Consider the following 21690-nt stretch of genomic DNA (forward strand, 5'->3'; position numbering starts at 1 on the left):
GCAACTATAGTATAGAAGATGTGAATTTTTTCCTTACCAAATCAAAAGAATTTGACAGGATCGTGTATCACATAGGAAATTCACCGTTTCATATTTATATGTATGATATTTTGATGAAAAACGAGGGCATCGTCGTACTTCATGATTTTTTTATATCGGATCTTGTTTATAAGGCATATACAAAGCAAAAAATAGATTTTTATGAAGAGCTGTATTGTTCAAACGGTTATAAAGCGCTTTCTTTTTTTAAAAAAAACGGACTCAAAAAAACCATATCGAAATTCCCTGTTAATAAATCGCTTATTGATCACTCACTGTCTATAGTGACGCATTCAAATGAACCACAAAGGCTTTCGAAACTGTTTTATGCATATGAGAACTATCAATTGTTTGATATTATTCCATTACTGAGAAAACCAGCCAGCCTACTGCCAAAAAGCGAATGTAAAAATAAGCTCGGACTTGCCGAAAATAAAATCATAATATGCAGCTTTGGATATATAGGACCTTCAAAATTAACATTGGAAATAATAAAGTCTTTTAAAAATACTGTGATCTATGGCAAAAATGAAGCGTTTTTAGTTTTTGTGGGCGACAGCGTAAGTAGTGAATACATGGCCTTGATAGAGCATTGCATAAAAGAAAATGAGCTTCAAGATAAAATAAGAATAACGGGCTGGAGTGATGACAAAGTGTACAGGATGTATCTAAATGCCTGTGATATAGCCATACAACTAAGAACTAACTCGCGCGGCGAAACATCTGCTGCTGCTTTGGATTGTTTGAATTATGCTTTGCCGACTATTGTAAATAAACATGGCTCCTTTAGGGATATTCCTGAAAATTGCGTTTATTTTATAGATGAAATGTTGAGTATTGATGAACTTTCAAGCGCTATAGATAAACTTTGCTACGATGAGGCTTTGAGGGCAAGTATCGCAAATAGCGCAAAAAATATGATAGACAAATTTCACGGTTTGGAATTTTGTGCAAAGAGATACTTTGAGTTGATTGAAGCGGCTTACGCAAAAAAGCCGCTTTTAAAAAATATGATAAATGATTTTAAAGAGTCTAAAAGCGATTTAATAGCACTTTCTAAGGCAATATCGTCGGTTAAAATTCCGCTTTTGAGAGAAAAAACCATATTTGTGGATATTACCGCCGTTTATCTTCACGATCTAAAAACCGGTATCCAAAGAGTCGTAAGGGCTCAGCTTCTTATGCTTTTAGATACTGTTAAGGATTATAGAATAGAGCCGGTTTATTTTGATGCCGAGATAGGAAAATATTTTTATGCCAAAGATTTTATGAGAAATTTTTATGACATTAAAGAGTGGGACTGCGTAAATGAGCTTATAGAGATTCACAAAGATGATATTTTTTATGTGCTTGACTATGCTTTATGCGTGACAAATGCGTTTGAAAACGGATTTTTTAACGAAATTAGGGCAAAGGGTGCGAGAGTATTTTTTATGATATACGATCTTATACCGATTTTGCATCCCTATTTTTTTCCGGCCGAAATTTCCGTCAATCACAGCTCTTGGCTAAAGACCGCAGTATCTTCGGCTGACGGGTTAATCTGTATCTCACAGGCGGTTGCCGACGATGTTAAAAACTTTATTCTTAAAAACGGTCTCAAGACTCCGCCCGTCATAAAAAGTATCAAGCTTGGCTGCGATATAAAAGCTACTGCGCCAAGCTACGGGCTCGATAAAGCCTCGCTTGAAATTTTAGATAAAATTCGCTCAAAGCCGACCTTTATAATGGTCGGAACGCTTGAGCCCAGAAAGGGTCACGATGCGGCTATAATGGCGTTTGAGACGCTATGGCGAAAAGGGCTTGATATAAATTTGGTCATCGCGGGCAAGGTCGGCTGGATGGTCGATGAGCTTTACGAAAAGATAAAAAAACACGAGGAAAACGGCAAAAGGCTTATTTATCTAAATTTCGTCAGCGACGAGCTTTTGGATGAAATTTATAAAAACTCGAGCTGCCTTATCGCCGCAAGTAGAGCCGAGGGATTTGGCCTGCCGCTCGTTGAGGCCGCTATCCACAAGATCCCGATAATAGCGCGCGAGCTTAATGTGTTTAAAGAGGTTTCAAACGGCTCGGCGACGTTTTTTAAGGATGACGATGATTTAGCTGGCGCCATAGAGAAGTGGCTCGGGGATTTTAAAGAGGACAAACATATCAAATCAGACCTGATAGAGCTTGTATCGTGGCGACAAAGCACCGAGCAGGCTTATCAAATTTTAACAGGAGAATTATAATGAAAAAAGCGTTAATCACGGGTATTACGGGGCAAGACGGAGCCTATTTGGCGAAGTATCTGCTGGAGCTGGGCTATAAAGTTTACGGCACATGCAGGCGAACGGCGAGCCTAAATTTGTGGCGTTTAAACGAGCTTGAAGTCGCTCAAAACGAAAATTTGCAAATTTTAGAGATGGACCTAACCGACCCTTTTAACATCCTAAGCGTCGTCTCCGAGGTTAGACCGGATGAAATCTATAACCTTGCCGCGCAAAGCTTTGTCGGAGTTAGCTTCAAAGAGCCTTTTCACACGGCAAACGCTACCGGCATAGGCGTGCTAAATTTGCTCGAAGCCGTGCGCATCGTAGATAAAAATATCAAATTTTATCAAGCCAGCACCTCAGAGATGTTTGGTAAGGTCCAAGCTATCCCGCAGAGTGAAGATACGCCGTTTTATCCGCGCTCGCCTTACGGCGTGGCTAAGCTTTACGGGCATTTTATCACGGTAAATTACCGCGAGAGTTACGAAATTTTTGGCTCGAGCGGCATACTGTTTAATCACGAAAGTCCGCTTAGGGGTCTTGAGTTCGTTACGAGAAAAATCACAAACACCGCCGCAAAGATTGCGCTGAAAAAAGCCGAGGTTTTAAAACTGGGGAATATGGACGCCAAGCGCGATTGGGGCTACGCCTACGAATACGTCCAAGGCATGCACGCGATCTTGCAGTACGATAGGCCCGATACCTTCGTACTCGCTACAGGCGAAACGACTACGGTTCGCGACTTTGTGAGGCTTAGCTTTGAGGCGCTTGATATCGAGCTGAAATTTGAAGGCGAGGGCCAAAACGAGGTTGCACGCAATAAAAACGGCAAAATTTTAGTCTGCATCGATCCGCAGTTTTATCGTCCTGCTGAGGTCGATCTACTCATCGGAGATGCGAGCAAGGCTAAAAAAGAGCTTGGCTGGCAGACGAAAATGGGCGTCAAAGAGCTTTGCGCTATGATGGTTAAGGCCGATCTTAAAAAAATAGAGCGCGGCTTTGAGTTCTAAGGTTTTCGTAACGGGCGCGGAGGGCTTTAGCGGCAGATATTTGTGCGCTCATCTAAAAAATTTAGGCTACGAAGTCTTTGAAGCTACGACGCAAAACTGCGATATTTGCGATACAAAAAGTATAAAAGACGCCATCAAATTTGATCCTGATTTCGTGATTCATCTGGCCGGTATTTCTTTTGCGCCAAGCGATGCTGAGCCTATTTTTAAGGTAAATGTTACAGGCAGCAAAAACCTGCTTGATGCACTTGGTGAGCAAAGAAAAAAGCCAAAAAGAGTGATTTTGGCAAGCTCGGCTTCGGTTTACGGCGCACAAGAAGCCGGGGCCTTGTCCGAAAATTTGACGCCGCATCCGCTATCTGCATACGCTAAAAGTAAATTGCAAATGGAAAATTTAGCAAAGGATTACGATCTTGATATCTTGATAACGCGCCCGTTTAACTATACGGGAGTGGGGCAGAGCATAAATTTTTTGATTCCTAAAATCGTATCGCATTTTAAGCGAAACGCTAGCGTCATAGAGCTTGGAAATTTAACCCCAAAGCGCGAATACAACAATGTTTTGGACGTGGTTAAAATTTATGAAAAGCTTTTAAATTTAAAGACCGGCGAGAGGATTTTTAACATCGGCTCGGGTAAAGGGCACGGAATAGGCGAAATTTTAGATTTTATGAGAGAAATTTCGGGGCGCGATGTAAAAGTCGAGCAAAATCCTGCGTTTATGCGAGCGGACGAGCCCGAGGAAATAACGGCCGATACCGCAAGGCTTGAAGCAAACGGGCTAAATTTGTGCAAAACGCACATCAAACAAACGCTAAAATGGATGTATGAAAACGAGTAAAATTAAAAACTGCGCGCCAAAAAAAGAGGGCAGAGCTAAAATTTTAATCGACGCAAAGCCGCTCATTTCGCAGCTCACAGGCATCGGCAGATACGCTTACGAGATCGTAAAAAGGCTGGATAAAGATAAATTTGAGCTCTTTTACGACTATGGGTTTATTTCAAAAGAGCTGATTTTTAAGGGCTGTGAACAGAAAACGTCTTTTTCAAATTTACTCAAAAAAAGTTTGGTAAAAAAACTAAAATGGTTTGTGCGACTACTGCCTCTAGGTGTAAAGACGCGTTTTAGACTATTTTTAAAAAAGCTAAACGAGCGAAATTTTAAAGGGATGAAATTCGACCTTTATTTTCAGCCGAATTTTATCCCGCTTGATATTGAAGCGAGACATCTCGTGGTCTCGGTACATGATTTTACTTTTATCAAATTTAGCGAATTTCATCCGAAAGATCGCATAGAGTTTTTTGAAAAAACCTTTATGCAAAATATAAAAAAAGCGACGCACATCGTCACGGGATCAAATTTTACCAAAAACGAGATTGTGGAAATTTTAGGATTTGATGAAAGCAAAATCAGCGTGATATATCACGGCTATGATGATAAGGTTTTTTACCCAAAGGACGATACGCAAAAAGCAGTCGTAAAGGCTAAGCTAAATTTGGCAAAAGAATTTATCCTTTTTGCGGGCTCTATCGAGCCTAGGAAAAATCTCGCTACGCTTATTAAAGCTTACAATCTACTTCCAAGCGATTTGCAGGCTAAATTTGACCTAGTTATCGTCGGAGCAAAAGGCTGGGAAAACTCGCAAATCCACGAGCTCATAAATCAAAATGAAAATATCAAATTTGCGGGTTTCGTCGCAGACGAGGAGCTGGCGGCTCTTTATAGCTCGGCTAGCGTTTTTGTATATCCGTCCGTCTATGAGGGGTTTGGTATTCCGCCGCTTGAAGCGATGGCCTGCGGATGTGCGGTGGCGTTATCTGATATCGAAGTTTTTAGAGAAATTTACGGCGAGGATGCGGTTTATTTCGATCCTTTAAACGAAGCGGATTTAAAAGAGAAGCTTCAAATTTTACTTACTGACGAGAAAATGAGGGAAGATTTCGTAAGGCTTGGACTTCGCCACTGCAAAGATTTTTCTTGGGCAAAGTCCGCAAAAGCTCATAGTGAGCTGTTCTTAAGACTGCTTAGTTAAACGCGCTCTCAAGCTTATTCATGCTTTGTTCGTTTATGTCGTTTATCAAGCTTTCAAGCTCGAGATAGGCCAAAACCACGTTTCTAGCCGAAGCTATCAGTTCATTTTTTATCTTGTGAACCCTAGCTTTAGCATCTAGTAAATCGACTAGATCCTTTAGCCCTTCTTCGTATCCGCGCTCTATCGAGCGTTCGTAGACGTTGGCGTGCTCGAGCGACCTTACGTTTATGTCATACTCTTGGATATAGTTTTGGAGGTTGATGGTGGCTTGTCTTTGCGCGATATCGACATTTTTTCTAGTATCGTTTTGTCTAGAGATGCTAGCTTGCCTTAAAAACATGCCTTCTTCAACCCTGTAGCTTGTGTACCAACTTGAAAATATCGGCATATTTAGGCGGATATTAGTTTCAACCCTATGATTTTTATCGCCAAAAGCTCTATCATCCTTGTAATCGTTGTTTGAGTAGCCTATAGAAAAGTCGATGGTCGGCAGATGTTCGCTTTTGCGCTTAGTGTGCTCTTTTTCGGCTATTTGCGTCAGTAGCGCGCTTTGTCTGTAATCTAAATTTTGTTCTATATCGCTGTATTTTCTAAGATCAAGATTTTTAAAAAAATCAATATTTATATTTTCAAAATACTCCATAGTATCGATGTTTTGCCCGACTAGTTTAAAAAGCGACATCTTGGCTATGTCTATGCTTCTTTGTGCTTTGCTTACGCCTAGCATCGACTCATCATATCTCACTTTTGATTCGAGCATGTCCATTTTATTGGTGAGTCCTAGCGAGAGCGAGCGCTCCATCTGCTCAAATTTAGCCTTATTTGCATCTTGGTAGCTTAGCGCTAGTTTTAAATTTGCATTAGCATAGGCTAGCTCGAAATACGCCTTGGCTACTTTTTTGGCAAGCTCTTGTCTGCTATGTTCTAGCTCGATATGACTTCCTTGCATCCTTAGTTCTTCTTGTTGTCTTTGGTAGTACAAGGATGGTTGAAATATCGGCTGTCTTAGCGTCACGCCGTAGCTCGTGTAGCTTTCATTGCTGTTTTTATTGAATCTTTTATATTTGTCGCCATGATATGATAAGTCGCCGTTTATGGTAGGCAATAGCTGAGACAGGGTCTGGTTGTACCTTTGCTCTCCGGCAAGGCTGTTGTACATATAGTATTTATACTCTTCGTCGTTGCCTAGAGCCATATTATAGGCCTGAGACAAGCTTGCAGACTGCGCCGACAAAAGTATCGGCGCGGCAAGTAGGGATAAAATTTTAATCTTCATTAAATGCCCTTTTAAACATATTCGTAAACGGATTTAAGATATAGCTTAAAACCGTTCTATCGGTCGTTTGTACCATTACCTCTGCAGGCATACCCGGAAGCAAGAAAAATTTATTATTCTCTAGTTCCTTTACTCCGTTTTCGGTGAGCTTAACCTTTATCTCATAGAACTGATGTCCGTTATTGTCCTGCAAGCTATCGGCTGATATATATATGACCTCACCCTCTACCACGTGGGCTTGCTGAAGCTCAAATGCGCTAAATCGCACGTCGGCTAGCAGTCCTATAGTGACTTTGTCTATATCGGTTATATTCATCCTTGCTTCTACTATATACTCCGTACTGTCTGGCACGATATACATTATCGGATCACCAGACCTGATGACTCCGCCTATCGTATGAGCAGTCATGCCTACAATCGTTCCACTAGCTGGGGCTCGCACCTCTGTTCTAGCCAGCTGATCGTTTAGGGCTATATATCTTGATCTTAGTGCATTTATTGACTTTGTTACGTTTTCAAGCTGCTTTAGGGCGTCTTCTTTAAAGGTTCTCTCTCTTAAAATGATTTGAGATTTTGTTTCGGTTATTTGGACGTTTAGTCTAGCAATCTCTGCTGTACTTGAGGCTATCTCACCGTCAACGGCTATTTTTTCTCGTTTTGAATCTCTAAGCCTTATCTTGTCGCTTAGCTGTTCTTTATATAGCCTATCCCACTCTTTTATCTCTTCGTCTAGCGACGCCGCCCTTAGCTTTCTTGATGATATTATGGCGTTTAGCCCATCTATTTGCTTATAGAGCTGAGAGATGCGCTGATTTAGTATCTCTTTTTCATCGCTTAGCATTTTTCTTTGCTCATTAAAGATGCTTATTTGCGCTTCCGAAGCTTCTTTGAAGCCTTCCAGTTTTTTTAGTTCATCGCTAAAATTTATCTGTTTTTCGTTATCTCTTTGTGCTATTAGTCTGGCTTCCAAGACACCGTTTTGTAGATATTCTGTTGCAGAAGCGTTAAGCTCGGCCTGAAGTCTGGAGTTTCCTATTTTTAAAAGTATGTCTCCTTCTTTTACCTTATCGCCGTCTTTTACGTAAATTTCATCTACGACACCGCCTTCTAAGTGCTGCACGATTTTCTTGTCGTTGATGACACTTACTTTTCCGGCAGCTACGGCGCCGCCTTTAAGCGGAGCGAAAGCCGCCCAGCCGCCAAATACTCCAACTAATATCAAAATAATTAGTAGGCCAAATCTTATCGTTCCTCTTTCGTCAGACAGTATCATTATTTTTCCTCTGTTATCTTTTGCTTGGCTTGTTGCTGCACCGCTTGATTTTGATTTTTGGTAAGCTCGTATAGCACAGCGTCTCTTAGGCCGAAATACATAAGTCTGCCGGCGGTTAGAACCGCTATTTTATCGACTATTCCCAGTATGTTTAGCTTATGCGTTATCAAGATGATAGTAGCTTTGCCTTTCATATTTAGCAGGGCTTGATGCAGTGCTCTTTCTCCGGCTTCGTCGAGGCTTGCGTTTGGCTCATCTAGTACGATTATCTTAGGCGATTTATAAAACGCTCTAGCCAAAGCTATCCTTTGTCTTTGTCCTCCGCTCAGGCTTGAGCCGCCCATACCTATTTTGGTATCGTAGCCTTCTGGTAAATTTAATATCATCTCATGCACGTTGGCTAGTTTTGCCGCTTTTATTATTTCCTCAGAGTCTAGCTCGCCAAATCTTGCTATATTTTCAGCTACCGTCCCCTCGAAAAGCTCTACATCTTGTGGTAAATACCCTACAAATTCTCCAAGGTGGTTGCTGTCGTATTGGTTTATATCCGCACCATCTACTCTGACTGTTCCCTTAAACAAAGGCCATACGCCTAGCACCGCTCTGGCAAACGAGCTCTTGCCAGCCGCACTCGGTCCTATCACTGCACACATGTCTCCGGCGTTTAAGTTTAGAGTTACATCCGCGAGTGATAGTGCTTTTGAATTAGGCGGCACCAGAGATACGCCCTGGCACTCTATATTACCTACGGGGTCAGGGAGTCTTACTCTATCGGTCTCAGCAGGAATTTCATCTAAAAATTTATCCAGCCTTTGGTAGCTCTCTTTTGCGCCCTTGTAGTTTTTCCAGCTAGCTATCAAGATATCAAGCGGGGCTAGGGCTCTGCCCATTATAATTGATCCCGCGATCATCATTCCGGGAGTTAGCTCCATTTTTACGACTAAGTATGCTCCAAGGCCCAGCATCAGGGACTGAAAGGTGACGCGTGCTGTTTTACTGATATTTGCATAAATCCCAGCTTTCGAGCTTGCGTCCGAGTGGGAGTTTAAAAACTCATCATGCTTTTTCTCCCAAATTTTTCTCAAATTTGCATTCATTCCCATGGCATGTATAACTTCGGAATTTCTCAAATTTGAATCCACGAAACGCATCTCCTTTCTGTAACTATCGTTTGAGTTTTTAAGTCCTTCTTTTGTCGCATTTTCATTTAAAAGTGCAAGGATAAAAAGAAAAATCGCCGCAAACACGCTAAACCAACCGTAGTATGGGTGAAATAAAAACAGTATCGCGATATATATCGGCATCCACGGAGCGTCTAAAAACGCAAACACTCCATTTCCACTGAGGTATTGTTTGAGAGTATTTATATCACCCATAGCCTGCGAAGTCGTTCTTGATGGATTTCTGGCGGCTAGTTTAAATATCGCGTCGTAAACCCTGCCTGATAAATTTTGATCCATCTGGTTGGCAAATATTATCAGTACGCGCGATCTAAGTATCTCAAAAAGCCCCATTGTTACAAATAAAAACACTACTATCAAAGTAAGCATAGTGAGCGTATCTAAGCTTCTTGATGTTACCACGCGACCGTAAAGCTGAAGCATATATAAAGGGGGTGTCAGCATCAATAAATTTACAAATGCGCTAAAGATACCTGCATATATCAAGCACTTTTTGGATTTTCTGAGTATGCTTTTTAGTTCGTTTTCTTTTTTGGATGTGCTCATTTTGAAAGTATCCTTGAGGCTAGAGTCTGGAAGTTGCCCAAACTGCTTAGGTGTATGTTGATTAGATTCATATATCCGTTTCTAACGAACATTGCCAAGGTTTTATCGTCTAGTTCGTTTAGCTTGCTTTTGCTTACTATCGAAAAACCTTTTATCAGTACGTAATTTTCCTCACCTATCTTTAAATTTAACTCTTTATCGACTAAAATTCCTGCTTTTTTTATCTCTTCCATCATTGTTTCCGTTTTTCTAAAATCCGCATCGTAGTTTTTTAGCGCCGACACTACTTTACCCAGAAATTCGCTTTTGTTGCCTTCTTTGTCAAATAGTATCTCGCCTTCCTCGCCGCCTTTTTGGATCTGTTCGGAGTCCATATCTACGCAGAGTACTCTTTTGCCGTCTGCGTTGCCGAGTAAAAACGGATAGTTTTTTAGACTTGCTGGCACGTAACCGTTAAAATTTTCATCTATCATTACGTTGTCTTCTTGCCCGAGTAGCACTAGCATCGTCGGCACTATCTCGTTAGTAAAGACTATGCAGAAATTTTCAGCGCACCTTTTCATTTCCGATATCGTGATTTTTGCTACTGGAGTATCGGGCAGGGCGCCACCCACATATCTTAGGTCTCTGTGTTCATCTGAATGCAGGGCCGCTATGTTCATGTTTTTCCTTTTTTTTATATTATTTATATTATGTTTTTTGTCTATACTGATACTTTTGCTGGTCTTGACAAAGACCGTTCCGCCGTTTTGTTTTATAAATTTAGCCACGTCATCTTTCTCATTATCTCCGACTATGGTTGCTTCGTATCTCTCCGTCTTGCCGATCGGTTCGTCTCCTCTTTTTTTGTTTCTTTCCCTTGAAAAGGAACTATTTAGTATCTGCATAAATTTAGCTATGTCTTCGCTTTGCAGATACAGCATCACGCTCGTCTTGCCTATGTAGTAGCCGTAAATTTGAGCTCCATATCTCTTTGCTGTGTCCGTAAGCTTGGTCTTGTATATTTCTATTTCGCCCTCATTTTTGCAAAAGTCGCCGTTTTGTTTGACTAAAACCGTTCCGCCGATTATCTCTCTTGCCTTTCTACCCACTGACTTCCTTTCGTTTGAAATATTTTTTATCAAACCGCAATCTTATCACCTATAAACTTAAAATATATTTAAAAAGTGCCAAAGTAAAACAATTTTTTTTAAAATTTTCTCAAATTTTCGGTAAATTTCGTGCATTTTTAATAATGAATTAAACTTATTTCCTGGCTTTTATGTTATAATACCTCTTAAGTATTTGCAAAAGTACTATCGATAGTAGGTAGGACACAGAGCAGACCTTAGTAGGCTCATCTGCGGTTACCTTATCTCGGTTGATTCTACTATGGTAGGTCTTTGCAACTACCAAATTTCATTTTAAGGAGTCCTTAATGGCTTTAACAAAAACTCAAGTTTCTCAGCTTTACGTAACTCTTCTTGGAAGAGCTTCTGAAGCAAACGGAAATGCATGGTGGCAGAAAGGCGATTATACTATGGCCAGTGCTGCTAAGGCGATTTTAGATACCGCTACCGCGAAAGCTTTCTTTGGTTCGTCTTTAGACGACAATATGGCTTTCATAAACCATATCTACCAAAATGTACTGGGTAGAACGTATCAAGATGATCCTGCGGGTGTTAACTTTTGGGTAAATGCCCTAAAAACCTACTCTCGCGGCGATGTTGTTTCTGAGCTTATAAAGTCTGCAGAAAAAAACAATGAAGTGGCTTTTACTAATAAAGTTAAAATATCAGACTATGTAGTTGATCAAGGCGACAATGTTGATGCAAAAGATAGAAGCCTCTATGTAAACGCAGTAGATAAGGCTGCTAAAGAGGGCTATGACGCTGCTAAAGCTTACGTTGACTCTCTGTCTGATGATAATCAGTGGGTTTCTACTCCAAAAGCTGCCGGTGAGACTAAGACTTTGACTACTAGCACTGACGAAGCTGTTGCAAACGTATTTGAGGCTCCTATGGGCTACAACCCTGGCGGAACCGACTATATCAATACTTTACAAGATGAAGATAGACTAGTCGGTGTAGTAGGAAGAAGTGACAATACTGTAAATGCAACCTTTGGTAGATCACATAATGATGAAGGTACTGGCTCCTCAAGAACGCCTAACCTTGTAAATATCCAGTATTTTAACGCTAAGATTACTGGAGATACAGGTAATACGATTGATTTAAGATACGCAAATGAACTTACAAAAGTTAATTTGCATCACATAACTAATCAAGCAAATAATAATCCTAATATTAAGGTAACCAATATCAGCTCTAAGCTTGAGGGTATGAGAGTTGCAAATTTCGATGACTCTGACCGCAGTGTAGAATTTGAATACAAACAGGGTATCTTAAGTGGTAACGATGACAAATCTTTACTAGAGCTAAATGATATTAACGCTAAGAATATTGATATAGTCAATAAGAAGAATGATGGCCAAATAGAAGGCATAGAAAAGCTTACTCTAGTTGCTAAGAACGGTGTTGATATTAACCAGCTAAAAGTCAATGATCTGCAAGAGCTTACCGTCAAAGGAAGTGGCAATCTTGAGATAGCTAATCTTGAAAAAGGCGCCAAAAACGAGTACAACAAGCTTAGCGATACTGAGAGCGGTATAAATCCTAATGAAACAAACGGTTTTACAAATTTTGACGCTTCTGCTTTTAAGGGTAAGGTAACTGCTGATATTTCAAAAATTGCTAAAGATTGGGTAGACCCTAATGACTCTGCAATTTTCCTTACTACTACCATAACGGGTTCAGCACAAGACGATGTTTTCTATGCTGGTCATGATGTTACCGGTGTAGGATACACTGGTGCTTTCGGAGGAAGAACCAAGATAGTGGGTGGCGCAGGAAACGATAAGCTTGTTGTGGTCGATGGTGGTATAGTAAAAAATGATAGAAACGAGCTTGCTGAAATCAGCGGTATAGAGTCTTTGGAAGTTAGAAATCAAAGAAACGAATCTCAGACTGTAGATTTTGACGCGATTAAAGACAATGTACTAGAAAAAGTAACCGTTAGAGATGAAAAAGCAGATGCAGAAAATTCTAAATTTGTCTTTAAAAATGTTTCAAAAGAGTTTGCTGATAATAAAAAATTCGTTATCGAACACTCTGTTACGAAAACAGCGGATGAAGACAAACGTATGCCTGAATTGGATATTAGTCTAAAAGACGGCACTGGTGCTAATGACAAAGTAACCGTTGAAGTTGTAAAAGCTCCAAATAAACAAGAAGATTTTGGGTTTAAAGTTAAAACCGATGCTATCGAAAACGTAAACATAATTGACAGCGATGACGACAACAATACGGTTGTCTTGATTCAAAGCGGCGTTGCAGCCCCAAAAGCTGACGTAGTCGTTAAGGGCGGAGTTGCTGGTAAATATTTTGAGCTAGTGGGTGAAAATTATAGTCACATAAAAGCAGCTACTATTGATGCCTCAGAATATCTTGGCGACTTTAGAGTTACGGTAGACGGAGCAAATCAAAAAATTAGCCTCGGTCAAGGTAACGATATAGTTTCTTTCTATGGTGTGGGTAATCTAACTGGTGCAGATAAAGTAACTGGCGGTGCTGGTACTGATATCGTTAGAGGCGTACTTAGCAGCAGTCAAGCTCTAGACGTGACTGGCGTTGAGGAACTATACGTAGCATCTACAAACACTATAAATCTTGATATTTCTAAAGGCGACTTTGAGAAATTTACATTTATCTCAAAAGAATCTATTTTTCAAACTGAAAATGATAAAAACTTGGGGGATAAAGTACAAGGTAACCTAGTTAATGCTGCTGGTGATGTAAATAACATGGACACTGATAAGATCGTTACTGTTGAAAAATCGGCCCTAACTGAAGTTAACTTCTCAGCTGACCTTGTTGATGGTCATAACAATGGATTTGATCTAAGAGATAAAGTTGGATACAATGCTACTATGGCGCAACAGACAATAGGTACCGTTACTTACAAAAAGGCAGATTTTGTTAAAGACCATACTTTTAATGGTGTTACGCTAAAAGATAATGCTGCTGAAGTAGTAACTGTAAATGTAAACGGCGCCCTTGACGACAACCGCTATAAATACGATGACGGCACTACGGCTGGTAAAATTTTGACCTATACTGCGGATAACTACAACATCGGTAAAGTGACTATCCATAAAGCGAAGACTATTGATATTAAGGTAGCCGACGATAGAAGTGCTAATGAGTATAAAGATTCAGGTGCAGCTACGGTAACGACCTTTAATAACATCTATGCTAAAGACGTAACTACGCTAACTGCATCAAGTAAGGGTGATGTAAACCTAAAAGAAGTTACAGGTAACGGTACAAACAACAACCTAATGAAAGTTGACGCTACTAAAGTTCTTGGCGATTTTAAAGCTACTGTAAAAGCGCTTGGCGATTCTGCTGTTGTTGATCTTGGCGATGGCAATAATGTCTTTAGTGCAAAAGGTTCTGCGGGTAAAAACATAACTATCAACGCAGGAAAAGGCAACAATAATATTATTGGTTCTGAGCAGTCTGATTTTATTAACGCAGGTAATGGCGCCAATGAAATTGATGCTGATAAAGGCGATAACGTTATAAAAGTGGGCGACGGCTCTGATGTAGTAAGAGCTTACGCTGGTAGCGATACCTACTCTCTAGGTAGAGGTTTTGATAGAGTTTATGACAACGTAGGTGCCGGAAAGCAAGTATTGACGGGAGATGTAAGAACTAGCGTTACAAAAGCTGCAGGTGCTGCTTATGTTGAAGTTGGCGATGGTGCTAATTCTACCAAACAATGGATAGCCACAGGCGAAGGTTCCGATCTTTCACTAAGATGGGATAAAAAAGATTTGAATAAAGAAGTAACGACTTTGGATGGTTCGTTTGCTTTAAACAAAAAAGATGCATCAGGTGTTTTTGACTTTACTCAAGCCAATTCCCTTCTTAACGGTAGCTCACTAGAGAGAGGTAAAGGTGATGCCAATAACAACCTATGGTTTGTTGGAAAAGATGGAGTAAATAAAGTTGATGGCGGAGCGGGCAATGATGTTGCTATTACAGTTAAAGATGATGCTAGACTTCAGTTTGTCGGTGGCGATGGTAATGATGCTGCCGTAGGTAGTAAAGGCAGTGATATCTTTGAGGGTGGCACTGGGGCTGACGTATTTGTTACTCAGAACACAGAAGCTATTGATAATAATGGTCAAGTTGGTACTGCTGACGGTAAGGTTGACGTCATTAAGATTAATACTGGCGATTCCTTGATAGGTAGTCATGATGTTGTTTATGGCTTTAGTACCAAGTCTATTACCACTTCAGGTGACGCAGTAGCGGCTGCAGGAGGTGCTGAGAAATCTGGTGGTGATGCGCTCGATCTTGCTAGTAACAACGTTAATATAACTCTTGGTATATCTAATCAATCAACTGGCAAAGCTATAGAAGGTGTTAGCAAGTGGACTGTTGATGATACAACTCACCTTGTTAAATTTTTTGATGACAATAACAAGCAAGTTGCTATAACCGAAAAGAATCTTGCAAGTGCATTAAAATTCCTTGCAAATAAACTTGACGGCACAGGTGCTACTGTTGGATTTGCATATGACAGAAATGGCGATGATATCGGATTTGATGACACTACTAAAGTATCTGACTCAAAAGATAGAGATACCTTTGTATTCCAAGATGGTATCGGTACAAACGATACTGTTGTTCAGCTAGTTGGTGTTGATACCTCTGCGGATGCGGCTGCTGTTGCGGGCTCTAAGATTGTAAATGGCACTACTACTACATCTGATTATGAGATTGCTATAATCTAATGCAGATAGCATTGATTATATAGGTTTTTATGGCAAGCTTCCTTTTTTGGAAGCTTGCCTTTTTTTATTTTCTTTTAAAATTATGGAACAATTTTTGCTTGCTTTTCTCTTAAATCTATAAAGGAGATAGTATGCGCATAAGCGAACTACAACAACAAAAAATTTCACTCGGCAAAGCCTATGTAAAAAGCTATAGCGAGCTTTTTTCTAAATATTTAGAAAAAACGCAAGATAGTGGCGCTTCAAAAAAAGATAAAGAAAACGCCTATAATGAGCTTTTATTGGGCGATAAAGCCATGCGTAAAGCCTATGAAACGGCTAAATATAAGCTTGATATCAAAGAGTCTCCGAGTATTCATACTATGTATTCTGCTGTGAATTACAAACAAAGTATGCTTTTGGATGAGATGCAAGAAAAACTAAAGGTGGAACAGGCTAATCTGCAAGAAAAACTAAAAAGCGGTAAGTATAACTATTTTGAAAAAGCCGACCTAAAAGCCGAGTATGACGAACTGGAAAAAAAACTCAAAAAAGAGGTTTTTGATAAGGTTGATAAATTTAAGATAGACTACTATGATGCTCTTATAAAGGGCAACGCATCTAAAATAGACAAGATGGAAGATAGTCTGCTTTCAAATTTGCTATCTCAAGTTTAGTTGATAACAAGGCAAGGGTTTTTGCTCTGCCTTGATTTTTTTGTAGCGGTGGCTACGGTTTGACAAATCTATGCTTGCTTATGGTATCTGCCACAAATTTTCTTGCGTAAAAATCAAGATGTTCGCATGCGTGCTGTCTGTCTATAAAGTCGCTTCCTTTTATCTTTTTTGATAAATCTATAAAAGCGACATTTTTGCTTTGCAGATAGTTTGTGATGGTGCTTATATTATTTTCTACAGTCTCTAGAAATTCTTTTTCTAGTAGGTTATTTAAGTGTTCGAAATTGATAGGAGTTATGTAAAATAGTATTTTGATATTTTTCTTGCCGGCATAGTTTATTATCTCGTCGAGATAGCTAAACATTTTATGGTTTTTTGGAAGATTGTAGGCGTAGTGGTATTTAAATTTGAGTGATAGTTTATCTTTGTATAGGCTATCTGCCATAAAGCTGCTGTTTGAATCGCAATATATATCCTTGTCTATCTTGGTAAGGCTTTCTATGTCCTTGGTATTTCCTAGATATTTGTTTCCTCTTGTTATGGCTGTGCTTTCATAGTCGATGAATGCGTTTGATATATACTCTTTTAGTGTGGAGAATATATCTAATATGTCAAAACTTAGTATAGCTAGAGAGATTCTTTCTTTATAAAATTTATAGGACGGTCTATCAAACCACTCTTCCGAGAAGCTTCGCATATTTATCGGTATGATGACGCGAGTGCCGCTCGGTAGATTTTTTATATAGTTTTTGTATATTATAGGTGAGTATGCTCCGTGGTCTATATTTATGATATCTATTCCGTTGCTTCTCACGATATCGTCTATGCCGCTTTTATTGGTTTCGCAGGCGGCGTGAGACCTCATAACGCTGTCTGAAAAATATACTATATCCGTGCTTTTTACGCTTAGGATTTTTGTGTTTTTTACTACTATGTCATAAAGCTGATATGATACTAATAAGAGTATCGAAACTACAATAAAACTTCTTATCCAGCTTTTTGGTCGCACTGCATACACCTAAAAATTAAAATATAAAAATTCAGACTCTTGTTTTAAGAGAATAATCGAACAAGCGAACATAAAGGCTGCTGCTACATATGTCTTGTGGTTTAGTACGAGACTGCCTGTTTTTTCTATACTGTTTTTTTGCGTCAAAGTTAAGATAAAAGCGAAAATTATGTAAGCGAGCATATTTTTATCGCCTCCTATCGCCATAAATGTGTTTCCAAATTTTACGCCGTAGGCCGATAAATGATATAGATAGCCTGATAAGAAATTAGGCAGGGTTATGGTGCTAAAGCCAAACATGCCTTTTATGACTTTTATGGCGTCTTGCCACTCTTTGGCTCTAAAAAATATCCAAGTGATGTTGATAAAGTTAAATGTTATTATCCAGGCTAGTATTTTATTTAGTCTTATGGCTTGCATATTCCAAATTTTAAAAATCACCAGAGCTAAGCCATGTAAAAACCCCCAAAATACGAATGTCCATCCTGCGCCATGCCATATGCCGCCTATTAAAAATGTAGTCATTAAATTTACACAGGTTTTTGTATCGCCATGTCTGTTTCCTCCAAGCGGTATGTATATATAGTCTCTTAAGAACCTAGAAAGCGTGATATGCCAGCGTCTCCAGAAGTCTTGAATATTTGTTGCTTTATACGGCGAGTTGAAATTAATCGGAAGCTTGATATTAAAAAGCAGAGCGGCCCCTATAGCCATATCGCAATATCCGCTAAAGTCAAAATATAGCTGAAATGTATATGATAGCGAAGTGGCCCAAGCTTCTAGTAAAGATAGCGTCTGCGCTGTGTCAAATCCATTTGTGGCCCATGTCGAAAAGGAGTCGGCTATGACTACTTTTTTAAACAGCCCGATAGAAAAAATATATATCCCTTTTGATATATTTTTATGATTTATGACTTTGGTTTTTGGGCTTGCAAAATATGGCATCATCTCTTTGTGGTGAACTATCGGCCCTGCTATAAGCTGAGGAAAAAAAGTAATAAATATGCAGTAGTTTATGAAGCTATACTCTTTGGTTTCGTTTCTGTATGAGTCGATCAGGTAGGCTATCTGCTGGAAAGAGAAGAACGATATCGCTAGCGGTAGGGTTAAATTTAGTAGTGAAATATCACTACTAAATAAAAAATTTATGTTAGAGATAAAGAAATCGGAGTATTTAAAGTAGCCCAATAGGCCTATATTGGCCGCTATTCCTATTGTTAGTAGTAGTTTCCTTTGATTTTGAGCGTATTTGGCGCGTTTGGTAAGCAGTAGGCCTACTGTATAATTAAATAATATCGAGATGATTATCAGGGGAAGATATATGATATTCCACCAGGCGTAGAAAAATAGGGACGAAACTATTAGAAAAATCTTTGAAGCTGCGGTTAGTCTTTTGGAATTTAAAAAGAAGTATATGAAAAATGTTATTGGCAAAAATAAAAATATAAATTCATAACTATTAAATAACATGCTTTAATACCTTATACTTCTTTGCATAATAAGCCCTATTGGTTGTTTTGATGTTTTGAAAAAATCGTTATTATAACCAAACATGCTGTTTTTTACAATATATTATTTGTTTTGTTATATTGTTTTACATCCACTCCAAAACCTGCGTGATATCGCTGGCGACGAAGCATTTTAGTCCCTGCGCGTCAAGCGGCTTAGACGGCACGATCGCGTTTTTAAATTTCTGCGTTTTGGCCTCTTTTAGGCGCTGATCGAGGTTAAATATCTCGCGAATTTCGCCGTTTAGGCTAAGCTCGCCCATAAATACGCTCTCTTTGCTGATCGGACGGTTTTTGAAGCTGGAGATGATCGCCGCGACTACGGCTAGATCGGCCGCCGTTTCGCCGATCTTGACTCCGCCGCTCACGTTGATGAAAACATCGTAGTGTCCTAGCGGGATCTCTAGCTTGCGCTCAAGCAGCGCTAGCAGCATATCTAGGCGGTTTTTATCAAAGCCCGTGGAGCTGCGCTTAGGATACGCACTCTCGCACACGAGCGCCTGAATTTCGACGCTAAGCGCGCGCGAGCCCTCCATCGTGATAGTGATAGCCGAGCCGCTAGCAGCTTTGCCTCGCGTGAAAAATTTGCCCGCGACGTCGTTGGCGCTGATTAGCCCGTTTTCGCTCATCTCGAAAATCCCTACCTCGCTAGTCGAGCCGAAGCGGTTTTTAAAACCCCGTAGCATACGCAGCTCGCGGCTGGAGTCTCCCTCGAAATACAGCACCACGTCCACCATGTGCTCCAAGATGCGAGGCCCCGCGATCGAGCCGTCTTTGGTGATATGGCCGATGATAAAGACGCAGATATTTTCGTTTTTGGCTAGGCGCATGAGTTCGAAGGTAATCTCGCGCACCTGCGACACCGAGCCGGGTGCGGAGGCGATTTTTTCGCTATAAAGGGTCTGGATTGAGTCGATGACGAGGATTTTATACTCGTTTTTGCGCACTTCGGCGAGGATATTTTCAAGTAAAATTTCCGTGAGCAAAAACAGCCCGTCTTTGACCGCGTCTAGGCGCTGGGCTCGCATTTTGATCTGGCTCGCGCTCTCTTCGCCGCTGACGTAGAGCGTCTTTTTGCCCTGGGCGGCGAAATTTGAAGCGATTTTTAGCAGCAAGGTGCTCTTGCCGATACCGGGGCTTCCGCCGATTAGCACCAGCGAGCCCTCCACGACGCCGCCGCCGAGAACCAGGTCTAGTTCGCTATTTTGCGTGCTGATGCGCGTGACTTTTTCGATCTCGACCTCGCTGATTTGTTTTGCGAGGCTTGGTTTTGCAGAGCTTTTTGATATCTCTTTTAGCGTTTCGATCTGCTGTGCGTTTAGTTCTAAAAAGCTATCCCAAGCCCCGCACTGAGGGCATTTGCCGACCCATTTGCTCTGCTGATTGCCGCAGGCTTGACACTCAAATACCGTTTTTACTTTCGCCATATTTTTCCTTTGCGCGATTATACTTTAAAATGTTTAAATTTTACTCCCGCTGCGCGGTTAAATTTCAAATCGAAACACGCGCGAGCGAAAAATAAGTAAATTTAACTCAAATCAACGAAAATTCAACTTTATCTAAATACAATTTGCCAAATTTAAAACTAAAATGGAGCGAAAATGAAACAAAAGCTTAGCAAAAATCAGTTTTTAGTCATCTCGCTCACGCTTTTTGCCATGTTTTTCGGCGCGGGAAACTTCATCTTTCCGCCGAATTTGGGGCGAGAGGCTGGGCAGAATTTTTACGTCGCGATCATGTTTTTTTGCGCTACGGCGGTGCTTTTACCGGTGCTTGGCGTCGCAGCGATAGCTAGAGCAAAGGGCCTTCAAAGCCTAGTTCGCCGCATAGACCCGGTATTTGCGGTGCTTTTTACGGCGCTTTTATATCTCACGATCGGACCGCTTTTTGCGATACCTCGCGCGGCAAATATGCCCTTTGATATCGCCGTTAAGCCGTTTATCGCGCACGAAAATTTACAAATTTGGCTGTTTTTTTACTCGGCGGCGTATTTTGCGTTAAATTATTACGTCTGTATGAATCCGTCAAAACTAGTCGATCTACTCGGCAAATACCTCACTCCGCTGCTTTTGGCGCTGATTTTGCTGCTTTTTGGGGCGGGATTTTTCTTCCCGATAGGCGAGTTTGCCGCTCCTAGCGGAGAGTATGCGCAACATGCCGCGGCCAAGGGCTTTGTAGAGGGCTATCAGACGATGGACGCGCTGGCGTCGCTGGCGTTTGGTATCATCGTGATAAACGCTATCAGAACCGTGGGCGTAAAAGACGAGCGTCACTTGGTTTCATCGACGATAAAGGCAGGCATGACGGCGGGCGTGATTTTGATGGCGATTTATTTGATGCTAGGCTATCTTGGCGCGACGTCGGCGGAGCTTTTTAAAGACGCGCCGGAGATAAACGGAGCCGAACTACTATCTCGCATTAGCGGTCATTACTTCGGTAAGGCGGGCGTTTTGGTGCTAGGTTCAGCGTTTTTCTTAGCTTGTATCACGACGACGCTGGGACTCATCAGCTCTGCTAGCGAGTACTTCGAGGAACTAACGGACGGACGCGTCAAATATAAAATTTGGGTCGCGGCGTGGTGCTTGATCGGCTTTGGCGTGGCGAATTTCGGCCTCACGACCATCATCAAGGGCTCGATACCGGTACTGATCGCCATCTATCCGATCGCCATCATGCTCATCATCCTTTCGCTCATCAACCCGCTGATCGACTCGAGCAAGCTCATCTACCGCACCTGCGTTTACGTATGCGTGGTCGTCGGCACGATAAACGGCCTTGATATCGCTGGCGTCTCCGTGCCGCTAGTGACGGATCTCGTCAAAGAAATGCCGTTTTACGACTCGATGCTGGGCTGGATCGTGCCTAGTGCGGTCGCATTTGCGGTGACTTACATACTACATCTTGTGTTAGAAAAGAGAGAAAATACTTTTTAACTGCTAGCGGCAAAGCGCCGAGCTCGTAAGAGGTCGGCGCGCCGTCAAATTCCCCGTGCGTCTAAATTTACCCAGCCGTCAAATTCCCCGTGCGTCTAAATTTACCCAGCCGTCAAATTCCCCGTGCGT

14 protein-coding genes are annotated in these 21690 nt (G+C 40.9%); 7 read left to right on the forward strand and 7 right to left on the reverse strand.

Features of this window, described 5'->3' with window-relative positions; genetic code table 11:
* The first annotated feature begins 113 nt into the window (after nt 1–113).
* The 4 genes from ACTTJF_RS08555 to ACTTJF_RS08570 are packed head-to-tail and all read left to right on the forward strand — an operon-like array spanning nt 114 to nt 5337.
* Nucleotides 114–2273 (forward strand): glycosyltransferase, encoded by a 2160-nt coding sequence (locus ACTTJF_RS08555; RefSeq protein ID WP_442551607.1) that lies wholly within the window; start codon nt 114–116, stop codon nt 2271–2273.
* Nucleotides 2273–3304, forward strand: a complete 1032-nt coding sequence (gene gmd, locus ACTTJF_RS08560; protein WP_442551594.1) for a GDP-mannose 4,6-dehydratase — start codon at nt 2273–2275, stop codon at nt 3302–3304. The genes ACTTJF_RS08555 and gmd overlap by 1 nt, the downstream gene beginning before the upstream one ends.
* On the forward strand, nt 3294–4145 hold the full coding sequence (locus ACTTJF_RS08565; protein ID WP_442551595.1) for an NAD-dependent epimerase/dehydratase family protein: 852 nt from the start codon (nt 3294–3296) through the stop codon (nt 4143–4145). The genes gmd and ACTTJF_RS08565 overlap by 11 nt, the downstream gene beginning before the upstream one ends.
* On the forward strand, nt 4132–5337 hold the full coding sequence (locus tag ACTTJF_RS08570; protein ID WP_442551596.1) for a glycosyltransferase family 4 protein: 1206 nt from the start codon (nt 4132–4134) through the stop codon (nt 5335–5337). Before ACTTJF_RS08565 ends, ACTTJF_RS08570 begins: the two co-directional genes overlap by 14 nt.
* Here ACTTJF_RS08570 and ACTTJF_RS08575 read toward each other — a convergent pair.
* From ACTTJF_RS08575 to ACTTJF_RS08590, 4 genes are read right to left on the reverse strand one after another with little or no spacing between them, the layout of a single operon-like run.
* On the reverse strand, nt 5330–6613 hold the full coding sequence (locus ACTTJF_RS08575) for a TolC family protein (RefSeq protein ID WP_442551597.1): 1284 nt from the start codon (nt 6611–6613) through the stop codon (nt 5330–5332). The two genes, ACTTJF_RS08570 and ACTTJF_RS08575, sit on opposite strands and share 8 nt — an antisense overlap.
* Nucleotides 6603–7886 carry an HlyD family type I secretion periplasmic adaptor subunit gene (locus ACTTJF_RS08580; RefSeq protein ID WP_442551598.1) on the reverse strand — a complete coding sequence of 428 codons (1284 nt, stop codon included), beginning with the start codon at nt 7884–7886 and terminating at the stop codon, nt 6603–6605. Before ACTTJF_RS08580 ends, ACTTJF_RS08575 begins: the two co-directional genes overlap by 11 nt.
* Complete coding sequence (locus tag ACTTJF_RS08585) at nt 7886–9613, reverse strand: type I secretion system permease/ATPase (protein ID WP_442551599.1); 1728 nt, start codon at nt 9611–9613, stop codon at nt 7886–7888. Before ACTTJF_RS08585 ends, ACTTJF_RS08580 begins: the two co-directional genes overlap by 1 nt.
* Nucleotides 9610–10704 (reverse strand): SapC family protein, encoded by a 1095-nt coding sequence (locus tag ACTTJF_RS08590; RefSeq protein WP_442551600.1) that lies wholly within the window; start codon nt 10702–10704, stop codon nt 9610–9612. Before ACTTJF_RS08590 ends, ACTTJF_RS08585 begins: the two co-directional genes overlap by 4 nt.
* Before the next feature lie 326 nt (nt 10705–11030).
* Between ACTTJF_RS08590 and ACTTJF_RS08595 the strand changes: the two genes are divergently transcribed.
* Both ACTTJF_RS08595 and ACTTJF_RS08600 read left to right on the forward strand, forming a co-directional pair.
* Nucleotides 11031–15455, forward strand: coding sequence for a DUF4214 domain-containing protein (locus ACTTJF_RS08595; protein ID WP_442551601.1), 4425 nt, complete (start codon nt 11031–11033; stop codon nt 15453–15455).
* Between the two features lie 131 nt (nt 15456–15586).
* Complete coding sequence (locus tag ACTTJF_RS08600) at nt 15587–16111, forward strand: hypothetical protein (RefSeq protein ID WP_442551602.1); 525 nt, start codon at nt 15587–15589, stop codon at nt 16109–16111.
* A 52-nt stretch (nt 16112–16163) separates the two neighbouring features.
* On the opposite strand, the gene ACTTJF_RS08605 is transcribed toward ACTTJF_RS08600, so the two are convergent.
* The 3 genes from ACTTJF_RS08605 to radA form a co-directional block, all read right to left on the reverse strand.
* Entirely contained in the window at nt 16164–16976 is an 813-nt protein-coding gene (locus ACTTJF_RS08605) for a DUF1574 family protein (RefSeq protein ID WP_442551603.1), read from the reverse strand.
* A 153-nt stretch (nt 16977–17129) separates the two neighbouring features.
* A complete protein-coding gene (locus tag ACTTJF_RS08610) occupies nt 17130–18590 on the reverse strand; it encodes an MBOAT family O-acyltransferase (RefSeq protein ID WP_442551604.1) in 1461 nt (486 codons plus the stop codon).
* Between the two features lie 124 nt (nt 18591–18714).
* A complete protein-coding gene (radA, locus tag ACTTJF_RS08615; protein WP_442551605.1) occupies nt 18715–20055 on the reverse strand; it encodes a DNA repair protein RadA in 1341 nt (446 codons plus the stop codon).
* Between the two features lie 174 nt (nt 20056–20229).
* Here radA and brnQ point away from each other — a divergent pair, with 174 nt between their 5' ends.
* Nucleotides 20230–21561, forward strand: a complete 1332-nt coding sequence (gene brnQ, locus ACTTJF_RS08620) for a branched-chain amino acid transport system II carrier protein (protein WP_442551606.1) — start codon at nt 20230–20232, stop codon at nt 21559–21561.
* Nucleotides 21562–21690 lie beyond the last annotated feature (129 nt).

Source organism: Campylobacter sp., from assembly GCF_052170435.1.
In the GTDB taxonomy this organism is placed as follows: Bacteria; Campylobacterota; Campylobacteria; order Campylobacterales; family Campylobacteraceae; genus Campylobacter_A.